This is a genomic window from Rhizobium sp. B230/85, from assembly GCF_019355735.1.
Lineage (GTDB): Bacteria > Pseudomonadota > Alphaproteobacteria > Rhizobiales > Rhizobiaceae > Rhizobium > Rhizobium rhododendri.
Genome location: NZ_CP072160.1, coordinates 31334 through 48548, shown reverse-complemented (window position 1 = coordinate 48548; position 17215 = coordinate 31334). Strand labels below are relative to the sequence as shown.

General features: G+C 54.9%; 10 protein-coding genes and 8 pseudogenes. 7 read left to right on the top strand and 11 right to left on the bottom strand.

From position 1 onward, the window contains the following. Positions 1-161: 161 nt before the first annotated feature. The 4 genes and pseudogenes from J5289_RS27980 to J5289_RS29645 all read left to right on the top strand — a co-directional run bounded on the left by J5289_RS27980 (position 162) and on the right by J5289_RS29645 (position 4258). Positions 162-1805, top strand: a complete 1644-nt coding sequence (locus tag J5289_RS27980) for a hypothetical protein (RefSeq protein WP_209207794.1) — start codon at positions 162-164, stop codon at positions 1803-1805. Between the two features lie 413 nt (positions 1806-2218). Further along, positions 2219-3097, top strand: a complete 879-nt coding sequence (locus J5289_RS27975; protein WP_209207795.1) for a hypothetical protein — start codon at positions 2219-2221, stop codon at positions 3095-3097. 188 nt (positions 3098-3285) lie between these two features. Continuing rightward, positions 3286-3544: pseudogene (locus tag J5289_RS27970) on the top strand (transposase domain-containing protein); the annotation flags it as partial. A gap of 51 nt (positions 3545-3595) precedes the next feature. After that, positions 3596-4258, top strand: a complete 663-nt coding sequence (locus J5289_RS29645; RefSeq protein ID WP_307877453.1) for a dienelactone hydrolase family protein — start codon at positions 3596-3598, stop codon at positions 4256-4258. Positions 4259-4361: 103 nt separating this feature from the next. Here the strand turns inward: J5289_RS29645 and J5289_RS27965 are convergent. The 3 genes and pseudogenes from J5289_RS27965 to panB all read right to left on the bottom strand — a co-directional run. After that, a pseudogene (locus tag J5289_RS27965) lies at positions 4362-4562 on the bottom strand (helix-turn-helix domain-containing protein); the annotation flags it as partial. Between the two features lie 175 nt (positions 4563-4737). Next, positions 4738-5562, bottom strand: coding sequence for a pantoate--beta-alanine ligase (panC, locus tag J5289_RS27960; protein ID WP_307877452.1), 825 nt, complete (start codon positions 5560-5562; stop codon positions 4738-4740). Between the two features lie 47 nt (positions 5563-5609). After that, positions 5610-6155: pseudogene (gene panB / locus J5289_RS27955) on the bottom strand (3-methyl-2-oxobutanoate hydroxymethyltransferase); the annotation flags it as partial. A 143-nt stretch (positions 6156-6298) separates the two neighbouring features. Between panB and J5289_RS27950 the strand changes: the two are divergent. Continuing rightward, a complete protein-coding gene (locus J5289_RS27950; protein WP_209207809.1) occupies positions 6299-7498 on the top strand; it encodes an IS256 family transposase in 1200 nt (399 codons plus the stop codon). Positions 7499-7538: 40 nt separating this feature from the next. Here the strand turns inward: J5289_RS27950 and J5289_RS27945 are convergent. From J5289_RS27945 to J5289_RS27920, 6 genes and pseudogenes are all read right to left on the bottom strand, one after another. Next, a pseudogene (locus J5289_RS27945) lies at positions 7539-7859 on the bottom strand (3-methyl-2-oxobutanoate hydroxymethyltransferase); the annotation flags it as partial. Between the two features lie 289 nt (positions 7860-8148). Then, a pseudogene (nadC, locus tag J5289_RS27940) lies at positions 8149-8996 on the bottom strand (carboxylating nicotinate-nucleotide diphosphorylase). A gap of 5 nt (positions 8997-9001) precedes the next feature. Further along, positions 9002-10154 (bottom strand): annotated as a pseudogene (locus J5289_RS27935) (FAD-binding protein). After that, on the bottom strand, positions 10151-11122 hold the full coding sequence (nadA, locus tag J5289_RS27930) for a quinolinate synthase NadA (protein WP_209208045.1): 972 nt from the start codon (positions 11120-11122) through the stop codon (positions 10151-10153). Before nadA ends, J5289_RS27935 begins: the two are co-directional and overlap by 4 nt. 69 nt (positions 11123-11191) lie before the next feature. After that, positions 11192-12091: a hypothetical protein gene (locus J5289_RS27925; RefSeq protein WP_209208047.1), complete on the bottom strand. Its 900-nt coding sequence runs from the start codon at positions 12089-12091 to the stop codon at positions 11192-11194. A gap of 29 nt (positions 12092-12120) precedes the next feature. Then, positions 12121-12401: pseudogene (locus J5289_RS27920) on the bottom strand (hypothetical protein); the annotation flags it as partial. 268 nt (positions 12402-12669) lie between these two features. Here J5289_RS27920 and J5289_RS27915 point away from each other — a divergent pair. Continuing rightward, positions 12670-13452 (top strand): DNA polymerase III subunit epsilon, encoded by a 783-nt coding sequence (locus J5289_RS27915; RefSeq protein ID WP_209208044.1) that lies wholly within the window; start codon positions 12670-12672, stop codon positions 13450-13452. Between the two features lie 72 nt (positions 13453-13524). After that, positions 13525-14214: pseudogene (locus tag J5289_RS27910) on the top strand (DNA polymerase IV); the annotation flags it as partial. A gap of 772 nt (positions 14215-14986) precedes the next feature. On the opposite strand, the gene J5289_RS27905 reads toward J5289_RS27910, so the two are convergent. After that, positions 14987-16018: an IS110 family transposase gene (locus tag J5289_RS27905; protein WP_209208043.1), complete on the bottom strand. Its 1032-nt coding sequence runs from the start codon at positions 16016-16018 to the stop codon at positions 14987-14989. Between the two features lie 972 nt (positions 16019-16990). Beyond that, the gene (locus J5289_RS27900) at positions 16991-17212 is read right to left on the bottom strand and encodes a hypothetical protein (RefSeq protein ID WP_209208042.1); all 222 of its coding nucleotides are present in this window, start codon (positions 17210-17212) and stop codon (positions 16991-16993) included. Positions 17213-17215: the final 3 nt, after the last annotated feature.

The window sequence follows — 17215 nt, the reverse complement described above, 5'->3', positions numbered from 1 at the left end:
CGCACGTCAATTACTCAGATTTAAAAGTCTTCGGATTTGAAACGCTTACTGTATTACAGATGAATTGATTTTTGTGATGAACGCTCAATCGTTGGGATTGCCTAATGCGATGAAAGGCGCACAATCGACGGAATAGAACCTCTTTGCAGTGGATATGCACCGTGCGCAAGTCCGAGCTGGAAGCATCAGCGATTACATATCTGACGGACTCCATCCGCAGCAGAATTCCTGCCTATGCAGGTGGTAGATTAAATGGTCCACCGCCCTCTGGCTCAAGGACAGAAAATTTACAATCAGACGCCGGTTCACTCGGCCGCCAAGTGGACGCGATCCTGAGCCGCTCCATTCCTGCCCTGCCGCAGTTCAACAGACAGCGCTTGGGCACCTTACGGCTCATCAGCGACGCCGGAATAATCGGTACTTCCGATTTGGCGACGATTAACAATGCGGCGAAAGTAGATGAAGTCATCCGCACCATCGACTCAATGAAACCGCGCTTTGCCAATCCAGTCCAAGCAGCTACGATCGGTCACCTGTCGGAGTACCTGCAGCGACACGGACAGATTCCACACTGGGTCAGCCCCGTCGAATTCCCCGAGACTGCTGTTGTAGGGCATCGCGCTGATCTCAGATTACCGGAAAAGCACACCTCCGTTTACACTAGTGGTAATATCAAACACAGAGATCGGTATAACGCCGACCTGCGTGAAATTAACAAGCTCCTCGACACGATAATCCCAGATGGTGCCAGCTACAATGAGGTGCGTCAGCGGGTCATTGATGAGATCGTAACGCATTCCAGTTCCATTCAGAATTGGCTCAAGAGGCAAAGGACCATTGCCGAGACGCGCGGTGCTGAAACCCGGGATTTCATTCCAAATCAATTTCATTATCGCATGAAGGAAGTGACGGACGCCGTAGAGAAAATAATTCGTCCAGAACGGCAAAAGCTGCTGCAGCTAGATGGTAATAAGAATGTGCGCAAACTTGCGCCCGACGAAGTTAAAGATATTGCTCGTTTAATAGCGCAATACCGTTTCAGCTCGGATTCTTCCTATGCTGCAAATGGGGCCACAGAAGCAGCCCACCGCCCAATATCCTATCAGCCTCACCCGTATCTAGCATACGACATGCTTGCGGCCGTCGTCTATGACAACCCGCATCGAGCAAGGACAAATCCCGTTGCAGCAGAAATGGCAGGTTACGTCGCAAAATCCCTTGATGCAGTTATTCCTCCTAGGCGCGGTAACTTCTACAGCCGTATTTGTTTTCTTAAAACCGTCTCCGACAACAGAGACTTCTGGTTGGCTCCGGGGATGGTGGATATAAATGATCGCCCGGAACTCGCGGCGTTTGTCGGCAGCGGCCAGCTACACACGCTTAGGACAAAAAGTCCTGACCAATTCAACGATCTTGTGCGCGATCTGCACGATTTTCATGAAGCATGGAAGTGCCGGCTTCTCACAGTGCCCCAGCGGCATTTGGTGCTGGCGGGAGCGAGTAAAGCAGATAAATCTACCGGATTGAAAAAGCCTCAAATATCGGCTGTTCGTCGAGAAATCGAGAGGGCGGGATGTGCGGCTGGCCAGACCAAACTTACATTCAAACCAACGGGGACGAAATCGCTGGCTAACGATGAACGACTTTCGGATGCGCGTAGGTCATCGATCTCCGATCCTAGCTCTTTCTTTAGCGATGAAACTGGGCGGCGGAACCGCGCCACCGGATCGGACGTGTCAGACATAAGGGAGACGCCACGCGATGCGCTTTCAAAACGAAAGCGTGACGATTCTATCGAACGTTAACATCGAGATTTTTTCAAATATTCTGTAGATGAGATTCCGCTCTCTAACACGTTATTTATCATCAATTATGCAAATTTCATCTCCACTGAAGGTGGAGATTGATTAACACGCGCTCAAACGTGTTCCGAAGAGCGGCCGTCTCGATGGCGATAGCAATTGCGGCACTATCCTTTACAAGGGCAACTGAAGCTTAATGTAGATTGAGACCCGTCAATGATCGTCAAGCGTGTGTCGACAACAGTCGACCTCGACCGTTGACCAAGCTTTCCCTTCTCGATCTTCGGCACTCAATCCCTCTTACAATTGTAAGGTAAAATTGGTTGAAATTCGTACTTCGGTCGATAACCATGCCTGTCTCTAAAAGCAAAGTTCACGTGTGCTTCCGGTGACGCGGCTCGAAAGGAAATATGACGATGAAGCGATTGAATGCGGAAAATCCCGGTAAGATCGATAGTAGCGAAAGTTCCGGACTCCATAAGAATATGAACACAGATTCAGTCGCAGAGATATTCTCCAGGCTGGTTACTCCCGATCCAGTAAAAACAGCCGCCGAGCTCGGAAGGTTCGAAAAAGCTGGCCGTGAAGCGAGGCAAATGCTGAAAGATGGGCCTACCGGCGACTTTAAACATAAGCTTAATCGTCTCGGGACGTCTGCAAGCAGGCTGTTTGAAAACGTGGTGCCGCGCGATGACCAGGCTGTGACGCCGCCAAGGCTCAAGAGTGTCATTCCGATCATCGATTTCCAGACGTCACAGCGTAGAACGACACTCGTTGACCAAGTCCTCCATCTCCCCGAACTGCAAAGGCAAGCTGAGGCTCTGCAATTGCTCAAAGAGAAGCTCGACTTGTTCGATGCGAATGATAAAAATCGTTTAATTGATCACGCGCTCCATCTGTTTGACAGAGCTGACCATTCTGACGATCAGGGAAGTGCCGCCGAATTTCTCGTGTGTGCGCAGAATTTCCTCTCAGATGTACATCGTAGTCGTATTGAGGAGCTTCGAAGTGGTGATGGCAACCACGAAGACTTATATTGGAACATAGAACACGATTTCAAAAATTCTCAATCACAAGAGACACGTTCATCGAACAATCCGGCAACTCGAAATGACACCGAGTTAGGTGAACTCGAAGCAGCCGTATTACGCATAACATCATCAAATATCGTATCCGACGGTAAGTTGGGCGAGGTGGAAAAAGTAAGCGAGAGACTAGCAGAAAGCTATCAACGTTTGCGCCAGGAACTCTATTCAACCGATCGCTCGAGAAACAATAGCTCCAGAGCTGGATAGAATCGAAGCGCCAATGGACCTATTGGACCGGACCATGCGTGTCATCACCACGAAGCTTCGCGCACCGCACCACTAGCAGCCAGTGTGGGTGGACCCTGACAACTATTTCTCGGGTGCGACGGTAGTCGGAGGTCTCGCCGCCCGTCAGGACGAAGCTTGGAGGGCGTCCCTTACATCGCTCTAGGTGGCTTTTCCTGACTGATGGGCGCATCGAGATCAACAATAACGGCGTCGAGCGGACCATCCGGCCGATAGCCCTCAATCGCAAGAATGCGCTCTTTGCCGGGCGCGACACTGGGGCTGAGAACCGGGCGTGCCATCGCCTCGCTCATTGAAACCTGCAAGCTCAATGCCGTCGATCCGTTGGCCTATTTGACCGCGACGCTTACCGCCATGGTCGACGGTCACAAGCAGACCCGGATCGATGAGTTGTTGCCGTGGAATTTCCGGGACGAGCAAACAATAGAAGTCTGCTGTTGGCCCGAAGCCGTCATCAATATGTCGTCTGCGGATGAAAGAAGTGCAGCAACTCAACGCGGCAACAAAACAATGCTAACACTTCTGGCACTTCACGGCTCAGGCCGAGACGAAACCGATCTGGTGGAGTTCTGTTGTCAGCTTGTACCTCAAGCGCACCTAATCACTCCTCGTGGACCATTTTTACAGGCGGAGGGGTTCACCTTCTTCAGACGTCGCTCTGATGGCAGCATTGCGGCTGCCGAAGTGGTGGAACTGGCGAGGAGATGGCTTTCGCAGGAGATCGAGGCGCATCTGCCTGCATCAGGTGAGGTCATCGTGGTTGGATATTCCAGCGGCGCAATATTTGCTGAAGCATTACTCTCGGTCGTTCCCGACAGGTTCGCAGGGGCCGTTCTCCTGCGCCCCGAACCGCTTTCTCCGAGCTTCAGGTTTCCCAAAATGTCGGGTAAACCGATTTTGATCATAGCGGGAAAGCGCGACGAGCGCCGACGCCACGACGATGCTGTTGTTCTTACTGAACAATTGAATAGGGCTGAGGCTATCGTTTCGTTGCATGTCATAGATGCCGGGCATGGATGGGCACCTAGCAATGCAGACATTTCTTTGACACGCTCCTGGCAAGCGACTTTGGCTGCCATTTCACGTTCAACAGTTGGCGCATTATTGCCATCAATGTCGTAGCGGCATTTTCGGAATGGCCAATCAAGCTTAGTCAATGAGCGACGAAAACACCGCTTACGATGGATCAGACCGCTTGGCTTTGCATATTCATAGCAAAGGACAGGCTACGCCAGAGGACACGGCTTACAGTGGCGGGTGACACACCCGTTTCCATGGTGATTTGCTTGCCACTCAGGCGCTGGCGGCGAAGCGTGATGATGCGCGCAGCCAGCGCCTGATCCGTTTGCCGTGGACTTCTTTGAGAACGCGACCAGCGATCAGCCATCGCTGCTTGTCCACCCTGCTCAAATCGCTCGACGCAACGGCGTCAGCGGGCATTCGTATGAATGTTCATTCGGAGCGATCCCGGAATACTGACGTGTGGTAACTCCAGTCTCCAAGATCCGCTCCGAATGGACAAATCATGAAAGCTCACACCTAGCGCGCAAGCGTATCGAGCGAGAACCTAAATAAGCTTGATGCATGGCTTGGCGTCTGCATTATGGCCTTCCAAATGGTATGAGAAAGTTATCAATGAGGCGAACGTTGCCTAACCAAGCAGCGCATAGCAAGCGGCGCGCGGTTGATGAATCGTAGGATTTTTCTAATGTATCCTCGGTTCTGACTTCAAGATACTCAACCTTTTCAAAACCCTCGGCGATAATCCGCGCCTTGCAGTCTGAAAGAACAGAAGAGATATCCTCGCCGTCGCCGATCCGATCGCACGCTTCTTTCATATGCTTGGCGAGGGAAGAAGCTATGACGCGCTGTCTGGCGCTAAGACGGGAATTGCGAGAGGACAACGCAAGACCGTCGGCCTCTCGTACGGTTGCCACCCCCTCGATTCGGACCGGAAGATCAAGATCCGTAACTAAGCGCCTAATAGTCTGGAGTTGCTGAAAGTCCTTCTCACCAAAGTATGCCACATCAGCTCCGGTTTGGTTGAGTAGCTTCAATACCACCGTCGCTACACCGTCGAAGTGGCCGGGACGGAAAGCACCACACAACCCTTCGGTAATGCCCTCCACGGACACCTTAGTCGCAAACCCGCGAGGACACATATTACCAATACCAGGAGCATAAAGAGCATGTACACCGTGCTCCGTTAGTCTCACGGCATCCGCTGTCTCAGTTCGAGGATATAGCTCGAAGTCAGATGTTTCGTTGAATTGACGGGGATTGACGAAGATCGTCACAATAACTCGATCACAGTTCTTCATTGCGTGCCGCACTAAAGTGAGATGACCATCATGCAGCGCTCCCATGGTCGGAACTACCGCGACAGTGTGACCAGAGCGTCTCCAATGGTTAACGAGCCGCCGCATTTCGATCGCGGTTCGCACTATTTCCATTTCGGTTCTCCGCTCGACAGTTAGCTAAACAGATATTTTTCGGACGGGAACTGCCGACTTTGAACTTCTCTCGCATAGTCGCCCACGGCAGTTGATGCCGCATTGGCAAGTTCGGCATAGCGCTTGACGAACTTTGGCCGAAACTCGCCAAACAGCCCAAGGAGATCGTCAACGACGAGTATCTGGCCGTCGCAGAGATCAGATGCGCCAATACCGATAGTCGGCACCTTAACTTCTTTTGTAATCGTATCTGCGATAGCCTTCGTCACCTTCTCTAACACGATCGCAAAAGCTCCCGCGTCGGCGATCGCCGCGGCATCGCGCTGTAACATAGCCGCAGACTCGGCACCTTTCCCCTGAACGCGATAACCTCCAAATGCATGTACCGATTGCGGGGTCAACCCGATATGGCCCATTACCGGAACTCCCCGGTTCACCAAGTATCGAACGGTTTCCGCCATTTCCCTCCCTCTTTCCAGGCTGACAGCCTCGCAACATGTTTCTCGCATGAGAATAGCGGCATTTCGGAAAGCTTGTTCAGGACTCTCTTGATCGTGTCCCGCCGGGTGGTGTAGGTTGTGGAGGGTAGCAAAGGCGAGTGCCCGCGCGCTTCCATAGCGCTGTAGCGGGTGATCGGCTTTGCGGGCGGCCACCAGTGTTTTCCGTTAGGGTCGGGTTGTTGAAGACCAACCTGACGGAAAGATCACCGATGACCAAAGACATGATGGACGTGCGCTCGCTTGTTGAGAAGAGCGCGGATGCAGATTTATTGCGTGAGATGATCGGTTTTGCCGCCGAGCGGCTCATGGAGCTGGAGGTCGGCTCAGCCACAGGTGCCGATTTCGGCGACAAGAACCCGTTGCGGCTTGCTCAGCGCAACGGCTACCGTGACCGTGATTGGGAAACCCGAGCTGGGACCGTGGAGCTTCGCATTCCGAAGCTGCGCAAGGGCAGCTACTTTCCGAGCTTCCTCGAACCCCGCCGCATGGCAGAGAAGGCTCTGACGGCGGTCATCCAGGAAGCTTATATCCAGGGCATCTCGACCCGTTCAGTTGACGACCTGGTCAAGGCCATGGGGATGAGTGGCATATCCAAAAGCCAGGTGAGCCGTCTCTGCGAAGAAATCGACGTTAAGGTGAAAGCGTTCCTCGACAGACCGATCGAAGGCGACTGGCCATATCTATGGGTCGATGCGACCTACCTCAAAGTCCGACGCGGCGGACGGGTTGTCTCTGTCGCTGTCATCATCGCCGTCGGCGTCAACAGTGATGGCCGGCGCGAGGTCCTGGGTATGGAGGTTGGCACGTCAGAAGCCGAACCGATCTGGACGGAATTTCTGCGCAAGTTGAAACGCCGAGGATTGCGCGGCGTCAAGCTTGTCATCTCCGATGCCCATGAAGGTCTCAAAGCGGCCGTGACCAAGGTTCTCAATGCCACCTGGCAGAGGTGCCGGGTTCACTTTATGCGGAACGTCTTGGCGCATGCCGGAAAGAGCGGTCGGCGGGTCGTCTCCGCCTTCATCGCAACGGCCTTTGCCCAGGAAACACCGGAGGCGGCCAGCGCTCAATGGCGTAGTGTCGCCGACCAGATCAGGCCGAAAGTGCCAAAACTTGCCACCATCATGGACGATGCCGAAGACGATGTTCTGGCCTACATGACCTTCCCGAGAGAGCACCGGGCAAAGCTACACTCGACCAATCCGATCGAGCGTCTCAACGGCGAAATCAAGCGCCGCACTGATGTGGTCGGTATCTTTCCCAACGACGAGGCAATCGTCCGTCTTGTCGGGGCGCTGCTGCTCGAACAGAACGATGAATGGGCCGTGCAGCGCGCCCGGTACATGACCCTTGAGACCATGGCCCAAATGAGCGATGATCCCCAAATCAGTTTGCCAGCAGTGGCTCGCTGATATCCCCTCCGACCTCAGTCGGAAAGCACGGCAATCAGCCGCGACCTACACCACGTCCAGGGGCACGATCACTCTCTTCGTATGAACCAAAGGGCATATCAACGACCAAGAGCGCATGTTTCACTCCACGGCGGACTGCTTTACCGTGAAGGATCATCATGTCGAGGGTTACTTCAAGCGTTGAAGACATACCGTGAATTACCATACCAAGGCTGTCCCCAACCAATATAATGTCACAGTACTGGTCGACAATCCTCGCGATGCTTGTTGTATATGATGTCAGGCAGACGAGTGGGGTGCCCCCCTTTCTCTCCCTAACATCCGCTGTCGTTATGGATGATTTCCGTGCTTCTGCGCTCATGCCGTCACAACCTTTCGTCTTATTCTACGCTGGGTCTACGAAGGACTCTCTCCGAGCCGTCTTTGGCGTTCGACTCTCATGCCCGGCTCGCGGGTCAACCTTTCGTCAATTTGATCAAATGGCAAGGATACCAGCCTCCCGCACGAGACGAAAGATAACGGCGCGAAGCTTTGGTCCGGTCGTGTTCACCAAGTACCCTTAGCTTCAGAGACCATTTTGCCTTGGCTACGAGGAACATACCGAAGTCGTCATAAGCGAGATCGGTGCGGAGCCAGAGAAACCGCTGGCATTAAACATAATCCAGACCTATATCCAGCACCTGGGTGCTGTGGGTAAGCCAACCGACCGAGAGAAGATCGACGCCTGACGCTGCTATCTCGGCTGCCGTAGTCGGATTGATATTTCCCGAGGCTTCGGTAATGGCCCGACCCGCAACGAAATCGACGGCCTGACGTAATTGCGCTGGTGTCATATTGTCGAGCAATACGGCATCGACGCCGATCTCCATCGCCTCCTGCAATTGATCGAAAGTATCGACCTCCACTTCGATCTTGACCATATGACCGACCGTTGCTCTGGCACGCCTTATGGCTTCAAGCATGTCTCCGGCAATGGCGACATGGTTATCCTTGATCAGAACCGCGTCATGCAGCCCAAAGCGATGGTTCATGCCGCCGCCGATGCGCACGGCATATTTTTCCAACGCCCGCAGCCCTGGCGTTGTCTTGCGCGTGCAGGCGACAGACGCTTTCGTGCCTGAAACCGCAGTAACGATATTATCCGTCACACTGGCGATACCGGAAAGATGGCCGAGGAAATTCAGGGCCGTGCGCTCGCCCGTCAGCAAGGCGCGCGATAGGCCTTCGATTGTAGCGATGACATCGCCGGGCTTCACCTCCGCACCGTCTGGAATGTGGCGGATCATGGATACTGCCGTATCTACGAGTTGGAAAGCGAGCTCGGCAGCATCTAGCCGGCAATGATGCCGCTCTTTCTGCTGACCATGGCAAGGCGAGAGCGATGGCCGGCAGGAATGACGGCGTTAGAGGTGATGTCGCCGCTGAGGCCGAGGTCTTCCAACAGTGCGTTGCGCACGGCTGGTTCGATAACGATGCGGGGTAGAGAGGCAATCATCATGTCTGTCATTCTTCAAGCCGCGTGAAAGGAGTTGGGGATGCGATCCGGCGTGCCACATCGAGAACGGAAGCGAGAGTCATTTTGCGACGCCGTGCATCCGCAAACCGCATCAGGTGATCGGTGCGGCCATGCGCGCCGCGCGACTCCTCACGCATTGAGGCAAAGACGGCAACGGCGAGCGCCACCAGAGCCGGGTCGGTCGCCGGTCCATCTTCCTTCACCAGTGTCAACAAATTGGCGACCGCACCATTGATCGTGATAGCGTTACGCAAAACGCCGAGACTGCGCGAGACGATAGGGCGGACCCTTGACGGATCCGGGGCGACAGGAGGAGCGACCATAGCGCATGTCAGCTGAGGTCTGACGGTCATTGCGGCGATGTCGCGGGCGGCACGCATGCCCATGACCGCTGCTTCGAGAAGCGAATTGCTGGCTAGACGGTTAGCGCCATGCAAGCCGGTCGACGCCGCCTCACCAACAACCCAGAGCCCTTCGACAAGCCCGGGCGGCAATCATGATCCCCTGGCCGTAGTTGCTGGTGGGCGTTGTGGTTGCCTGATAAAGACCGCCAAGCCCGCCGGTCGCCAGAACAATCGCTGCTGCGGGGATTAAAACGGCGTCGGCCGGCGTTGCGCAGAGCAAGCCGCATAGCGTGTCACCCGCTTTTAGCAGACGCCGCACCTCGACACCCTCCATCACCGTAATCGATGGAGTATGGCGAACTCGATCAACGAGCGCACGCACGATGGCCGTTCCCGATCCGTCACCTTCGACATGAACAATGCGGCGGTGGCAATGTGCCCCTTCCAGCCCCAGCAGGTAAGCGCCGTTCGGGCCCCGGTCGAAATGCACGCCAAAAGCTTCGAGTGCCGAGATCGCCGCTGGCGCGTCTCGTAGAATCGAGGCTGCGGCATCAGGATCGCACAATCCATCGCCAGCGGCCAACGTATCTGCCAGATGAAGTTCGACGCTGTCGCTTTCGCCAAGGCTTGCAGCAATGCCCCCCTGCGCCCAGGTGCTGGAGCTTTCTGCGCCGAGCGCCGCCCGCGTCAAAAGCACGACGGGCTGCGGCGCGAGCGTCAGTGCCGTGATCATCCCCGCAAGGCCGCTGCCAACAACTGCGATATGCCCGGCGAACCGATCTGGGCGCTCGGTCATATCGCCAGCATCCTTTCCACGGCACGGCGGGCATGCTTCGCAACGGCTGGGTCGACCGTAACTTCATGGCGGTTTTCTTCCAGCGCCTGACGGATGTTGGACAGCGTGATCCGCTTCATATGCGGGCAGAGATTGCAGGGGCGGATGAACTCGACATTGGGATGGTCTACGGCGACATTGTCGCTCATCGAGCACTCGGTCAGCAGAACCACGCGAGCCGGTTTTTTATTCGCAACATAATCCGACATGACGGCGGTGGAGCCCGTGAAATCCGCCTCCGCCACCACGTCTGGCGGACATTCGGGGTGCGCCAGAACAGTTATGCCGGGATGGGCGTAGCGCAGATCGCGCACGTCTTGCGCATTGAAAAGTTCATGGACTTCACAATGGCCATGCCAGGCTACGATCTCGACACTGGTTTCGCGCGCCACATTCTGCGCCAGATATTCGTCGGGGATCATCAGCACCTTCGGCACGCCAAGCGATTCGACAACCTTTCTGGCATTACCTGAGGTGCAACAAATATCCGATGACGCTTTCACTGCCGCCGACGTATTGACATAGGTGATGATGGGTACGCCGGGATGTGCCTGCCGCAGCAGCGCCACGTCTTCCAGCGTGATGGATTCGGCCAGCGAGCAGCCTGCATTCACATCGGGGATCAACACCGTCTTGTTTGGGTTCAGGAGCTTGGCGGTTTCGGCCATGAAATGGACGCCCGCCAATACGATGACATCCGCTTCGACATCGATTGCCTTGCGAGCGAGCGCCAGACTGTCGCCGACGATGTCCGCCACGCCGTGAAATATCTCCGGCGTCTGATAGTTATGAGCCAGAATCACCGCATTGCGGCGGCGCTTTAAATCAAGGATCGCCTCGATATCCGCCGCGTGGGCCAACCACTCGGCTTTAGGCATGACTCGGCGAACGCGCTCGTAGAGCGACGAGATGGAACCCGGCGAATTCATACTGTTGCTTCCCTTATACTCCAAATGAGTATATTCGATGCACAGGGATATTCTCTATTCGAGTTTATGTCAATTGCGCGAAAGAGGGAGTTTCGAACCCGAGAGCGCGCGCTCCTCCAGGACCGTATGACGATAACGAAACAGCTTGGCCGGTCTGCCGCCGGTCTCGCTTGTGCTGCCGCCCGTTTCCTCGATCAGTTCCTGCTGGTCGATGAGGCGTCGAAAGTTCGGCTTGTGCAGCGTGAGTCCCGCCAGAGCCTCGATCGTCCTTTGCAACTGCAGGAGCGTAAAATTTTCTGGCATCAGTTCGAAAACCACCGGTCGATATTTGATCTTGGCGCGCAAGCGGGCAATGCCGGTCGCAAGAATGCGGCGATGATCGGCAAACATCGTGCGCCCGTTCGTCGGGTCGACCTCCGAACCGCCTTCCGTCACAATCCCGGCCTCATACATCAACTCATACCGTTGAAGGGCAAGCTCCTCGTTCCAGCGCGCGCCGTTCAGACCAAAAGCGAAATCGGCGCGCCGCTGCCGATTTTCACGCCGGGACGGTTCGACCGTAATCCATGCCCCCAATTCTTCACTGATGGAAAGCAGGCAATCCGGTCGTCCGCAGCGATGATCTTCCCACGGGAAATATTCGTACCAGCCGTGCCATCCCGGCTTACCGGCGCCCGGTGCGGCCTGCTCGCGCACCAGACCCAGATAGCTGATCGAAATCGTCCGCACTTCGTCACCGCTGGCTGGAGGTGATCGGTCGCGATCAGCAAACGTGTAGAGTTGTTCTAGGTAGCCAACCGGGTGACCCGTCTGGTCACCGATCCACTCCCGCAAGCCGGCTTGCAGACTTCGGTGACCGAGTTCGAAAGGACCGGATGGGAGCGCATCCCCCGCACTCACCGTCATGATACGCGGCTCGTCTGCGGTGACAGCAGTAAGCACAGCGATCAGTTCAGTGTGGGCATGCATATTTGCCAAGCGGCTTCATCCTCATTTCTTTAGCGATACGATCTTCTCTCACACAGATCCAAGGCAACGCAAGCTAATGCATCTGGCGTTTGATGGATTGGATTTATGATCAAACTTTCCGGTTCGATTGCCCATCTGTCTGGAGATGAATTCGTAGGGTGTGAGCCCCTTGAGGGTCTTGAGACGACGAAATTTTAAGCTGTGACGAAGCCCTGGAGATGGGTTCGGAGCTGCTCATGGTCGTCATCGCGGAAGCGCTTGACGGTTGCGTCCTTATTGTCCTGTTCATTCGCTTAACCTGCCCATTCGTTCATGGGCCTTCGCTTCCGGTGTCCGATAATGGGCGATGTTAGGATCAGTTTGCAACGCAACTTTCCGCAGCCGAGTTTTGGGACGGTATGCGAGAGATTCGCGAATTGAATTATTGAATAAGATTTGGAACGACGCCTGGTGACGCGCGCAAAATAAATCTTTGGGAAAGCCTGATCAAACCCTCAGCATTGGCTGTAAATGCATGAAAGCCCCGCTGATCGCGGGCCTCATATTCCGGAACCATCCTGCGCCGGTCGCGCTTACCAATGCTGGAGTTTGAAAAAGGTAGCACCGAATCGGTCGAAGCCAGGGTACGCGTAATCGATCTCGAAACAGGCGGCATTGGCCCGAACGACGTTTGCGAGATCGGCTGGCAGGATGTTGTCATCGACCCAAATGGAAAGTGGGAGCTTACCGATGAGCGCGGGGCGCTGTTCGTCAACCCTGGCCGTCCGATCTCACCCGACACGATGGCCATCCATCATATCCTGGATGCCCAGGTAGCGGGCGCTCCCTTCTGGAAGGATATAGCGTCGACGGTTCTTCGTCCTCCCGGTCATATTGATGCCTTGGCAGCGCATCGAGCTGCTTTCGAACAACGATATTGCACACCTCGGTTTACAGGCGGAACGCCCTGGATCTGCACATGGAAGTGCGCGTTGCGTGTCTGGCCGCAGCTTCCGAGGTTTTCCAACCAGATGCTGCGCTATCAACGAATGCCCACCGGACTGGTGCATGAAATCGGCCTGCCAGCGCACAGGGCAATGCCCGACGCATACGTTACGGCTCATCATCTGCGCGACATGTTGAACCAAACCTCGCTCGAGCGTTGCCTGGCATGGAGCAACGAACCAGGTCTTCTGCCGCGCGTCCCAGCGGGACCAGATCGAGGAAAGCCATGGGATCGCATCAGCTTCGAAACACTCAACGCGTTTATCTCAGATCGGGATGTGGACGTGCGCTTTAGCGCACAGACCGAACTGACCCGTCGTCATGATGGCAAGCCGTCTCAGGATGCAGAAGCGGCCCAAGGGACGCTTGGCTTCTAATGGGCAAGACGTATCCAAACACGCCCGATGGTCGATTCTTCGTCTCAAAAGGACGGCTGTGGCGTCGCAGTAATCCGCGCAAAAATTAAGGAGGTCACGGGCCTCAACGCCTCCGCGGGCATCTCCTACAACAAATTCCTGGCAAAGATGGCGAGCGCTCTGAACAAGCCCAACGGCCAGGCCGTGATCACCCCGAAGAACGGACCAGGCTTTGTCGAGGCCCTGCCCGTCAAAAAATTCCACGGGGTTGGCCCCGCCACGGCAGAGCGGATGAAACGACATGGCATCGAAACGGGTTTGGATCTGAAACCAAAACCCCTTGCGTTCCTGCAACAACATTTCGGAAAATCAGGACCATACTTCTATAGTATCGCCCGCGGCATTGATGAGCGGCAAGTCAAGGCCAACCGCATCCGAGAATCCGTCGGCGCGGAAGACACGTTTACCGAGGACATCGACATGCTCGACCTCGCACAGGCTGAACTGCGACCTTTGGCGGCGAAAGTCTGGCGGTACTGCGAAGCGCATGATATCACTGGAAAAATAGTCACCGTTAAAATTAAATATTCGGATTTTACACATACGACACGAAGCAAGACCTTGATATCAGGCGTTTCAGGTGTGGAGATGATGCTCGAAACCGCTGATATTTTGCTCGAATCTGTCTTCCCATTCAAAATACCGGTCCGGCTATTGGGTATTACCCTCTCCTCCCTCGACACCGACGATGCCGCACCTCCACAGGTTGATCTCGGCTTGTGATCCTCGCAGCCAGAGAGCGGCTGCATCTAAACGACACCTAGCCTTCCAAGACGCTCAAGCACAAGAAGCGGCCTAACGGCTGCTTTATCGGTTCCAGCTCGGCAGCACGCACGGGTCGGAGGCCTTGGACTTCTCTTCTCCGTTCGCCCGCCTCTGGGCGGGGCGGACGAACGCTGGCCACGTCAAGAGCCTAGGCTCACCACTGTCCGCTCACAATGCAGCCGATGGCTTCCCAACCACTATATTCATACCAGGCGTAGTTGGGGTCGTTGCATCCTTGGGCGAAACTGGCCGTCCGCACCATTGCTGCTTCCGCCGGCTTCTCGACCTTCACTGTACACCTGTCAATAGGAAATGCTCTGGCCGTGGAATGGACGCCATCGCGCTGGATGCAGCCAATAATGCGGTCACCGCAATTACGATACGAAATCTCAAATTTTTCATGGTCTACTCCTTCCTAATTTATCCCGCCCCAAGTTGAGTTCAACGACATGCGGCCGAGCCGGTCAATTAAAACAGTCGTGCTTCTGTAATGGGCCTTTGTTCGTCAAGTCCCTCATTTCCAAAATCTCATCACCAGGATCATGCTTCTGTCCGTGGTCAACACGAAGGTCGCCACACCATGCCATAAGATCAGAACCGGCAGGTCAATCTAGGCGGCGTGATTGCCGAAGCCTCACAGCACTACTTACGACCTTGCCAGGCTCTCGTCCCGGTGACGGGACCTTGATGGAGACGAAACCTTACAATGGCTTCGTCTCGATGCCGCTATCTATGCCGCAGATGTTTCCTTGCCCCAACGGAATTCGCTTTCATCCATCCACATGCGATGAAGGATTGTCGCAAGCTTGCGGGCAAGCGCAACTTTTGCCCGTTTCATGCCACGCCGCTTTGCCACGTCGACTGCCCACCGCTTCAGCGCCGAGAACCTGGTGGCGCGGGTCAGCATGATGTGGGCCGCCTCGTAAAGGGCAGTGCGCACCATTGTGTCACCGACCCGGCTGATGCCACCGTCCAGATCCGTTTCGCCGGATTGGTACTTCTTCGGTGTCAACCCGAAGTACGCACCGACGGTTTGAGATTTTGCAAACCGCGTTGGGTCGTCCACTGCCGAGCGATATGTGATCGCAACGAGCGCGCCAACGCCCGGCGTGGTCATAAGTCTTTGGCAGATCCGATCCTGACGAACGATCTTCAGCATCTCACGATGCATTTTGGTGAACTCGGTCCAAAGCGCAAGACGGGCCTGCAACATAGCGCCTATCACGGTCTTCAATACCGGATGTCCCTCCACGAGCTCCAATATTCGTGCTTCAAATCGGCCGCGGCTCACCTCGCCAACCTTCAAACCATAGCCCCGCAAAATGCCCCGAATGCTCAGTTCCACATCACGCAATTTGGCTTGCAGCAGTTTGCGACCGGTCAAAAGCGCTCGGACATCTTGGCAGCCGGGAGACTTTGAATGAACGGCACGATACCAGCCCATGCGCAATAACTGTGCGATGCCACGTGCATCTTTCCGGTCCGTCTTGATAATCATCGCCGATAGCGCGGCCTTCACGTGACGGGTCTCCAGCAGAACAACATCAAAGCCAGCCTTCGTCAGGCCTTCATGCAGCCATTGAGACAATGGCCCAGCTTCCAAGCCGATCCGCTTCAACTCAAGCCCCAGCGAAACAAAGTATTCGATGAGCGCATCCGGATCGCTCGCCACCTTCGTCTCGCGGATGATCTTGCCTGCAGAATCCACCAAACACACACTGCTTGCTTCCAAAGAAACATCAATTCCAGCATAATAGTCCATGGCTGTTCCTCACTTGATGTTTGGGGCCGACCCGTTCGGACCCCGTTTCAACATCGTCATTCTGAGGGACAGCCACCAATCTGGCTACAATCTCGGAAGAGCCGGCCCATTACGGCATCTAGTGGGGTGCGGTTATACGCCTCGGAGCAAACCATGTTAACCTATTAATTGACTTTCTGTTCAGTCAATATATGGTACACCTCGCCAACCCTTGCTTGCAGGTATCGGCCTTACGAACAAATCTGAGGTATACAGGCGAATGGCAGGCTCGACTGCCTGACTGTAGAATCGTGGTCGACATATGTCAGAAGTAGTTTGCAATCCTGGTGGCCTTCTATGATCTCTTTATATTGCGGATCGGATAGAGCCTCCGGAATGAAAGTTTGCGGAAGCCGGACAGCTACGGATAGCCGTGCGGATATTGAAGAGGTCTTCCCGACCTCAAGGACCTGCTGAAGGTTTTCGCTCTCCAGCCTGACGTCGAAGGATACTATGCGCGCGCTGCAAGCTCTCTCGCGGGGTTCAACCCTTAGCATAACATCCATCAATGTGCCCGATCGGTCACCTTGATTGGATACTGAAAAACGAACGTTATCGTCGTCGATTGCAACTACTGCCCCAACAAACTTAGGACCGTGTGCGCTGAAAAGACCGAAAGCCTGCTCAGCGGCGAGCGTTGCAAGAGACGACACGGCAGCAACTGCACCTGCCATAACCAAAGCGCGCTGCCACCACCGCTGATCAGTACCACAGGCCTTACATTTCGTCGCCCCAAACTTGAGGCTTTGCTTACATGCGCAGCAAAGCCTCTGCCCACCATCAGTCACTGATTTCATTCCCCACACGTTTCACTAATAGCAAACTCATGACGCGCAGCAGGAGCTGCAACGCATTTTACCTGTCCGTTTTCCTCGCAATAAATACTTAAAACAAAACGTAGTTTGGCGGAAACATTTCACACTCGACAGATAATCAATCATAACTAGTTGGAAATGGGATTACGAGTACCTCTCCGAGGCCTTGATCCGTACAAATCGAAACATTTGCCGGCAGAGTCTTGAAGATTTCAGGCTTAAGCTTCCACGCGATGGCTGCCGGATCGTGCAAGCACGGATCTTTCGAGCCGTAATTGGTCAACAGATGCGCCGCTTCTTCCGCAACCGGCGTATCAATCGCCTGCACCTGCCGGATCATCTC

What these genes read in the sequence shown, in the direction of transcription:
- J5289_RS27975 (WP_209207795.1), top strand. Translation starts at nt 2,219, where the DNA reads ATGAAGCGATTGAATGCGGAAAATCCCGGTAAGATCGATAGTAGCGAA.
- J5289_RS29645 (WP_307877453.1), top strand. Translation starts at nt 3,596, where the DNA reads ATGTCGTCTGCGGATGAAAGAAGTGCAGCAACTCAACGCGGCAACAAA.
- panC (WP_307877452.1), bottom strand. Translation starts at nt 5,562, where the DNA reads ATGCGGCGGCTCGTTAACCATTGGAGACGCTCTGGTCACACTGTCGCG.
- J5289_RS27950 (WP_209207809.1), top strand. Translation starts at nt 6,299, where the DNA reads ATGACCAAAGACATGATGGACGTGCGCTCGCTTGTTGAGAAGAGCGCG.
- nadA (WP_209208045.1), bottom strand. Translation starts at nt 11,122, where the DNA reads ATGAATTCGCCGGGTTCCATCTCGTCGCTCTACGAGCGCGTTCGCCGA.
- J5289_RS27925 (WP_209208047.1), bottom strand. Translation starts at nt 12,091, where the DNA reads ATGCATGCCCACACTGAACTGATCGCTGTGCTTACTGCTGTCACCGCA.
- J5289_RS27915 (WP_209208044.1), top strand. Translation starts at nt 12,670, where the DNA reads ATGCTGGAGTTTGAAAAAGGTAGCACCGAATCGGTCGAAGCCAGGGTA.
- J5289_RS27905 (WP_209208043.1), bottom strand. Translation starts at nt 16,018, where the DNA reads ATGGACTATTATGCTGGAATTGATGTTTCTTTGGAAGCAAGCAGTGTG.
- J5289_RS27900 (WP_209208042.1), bottom strand. Translation starts at nt 17,212, where the DNA reads ATGATCCGGCAGGTGCAGGCGATTGATACGCCGGTTGCGGAAGAAGCG.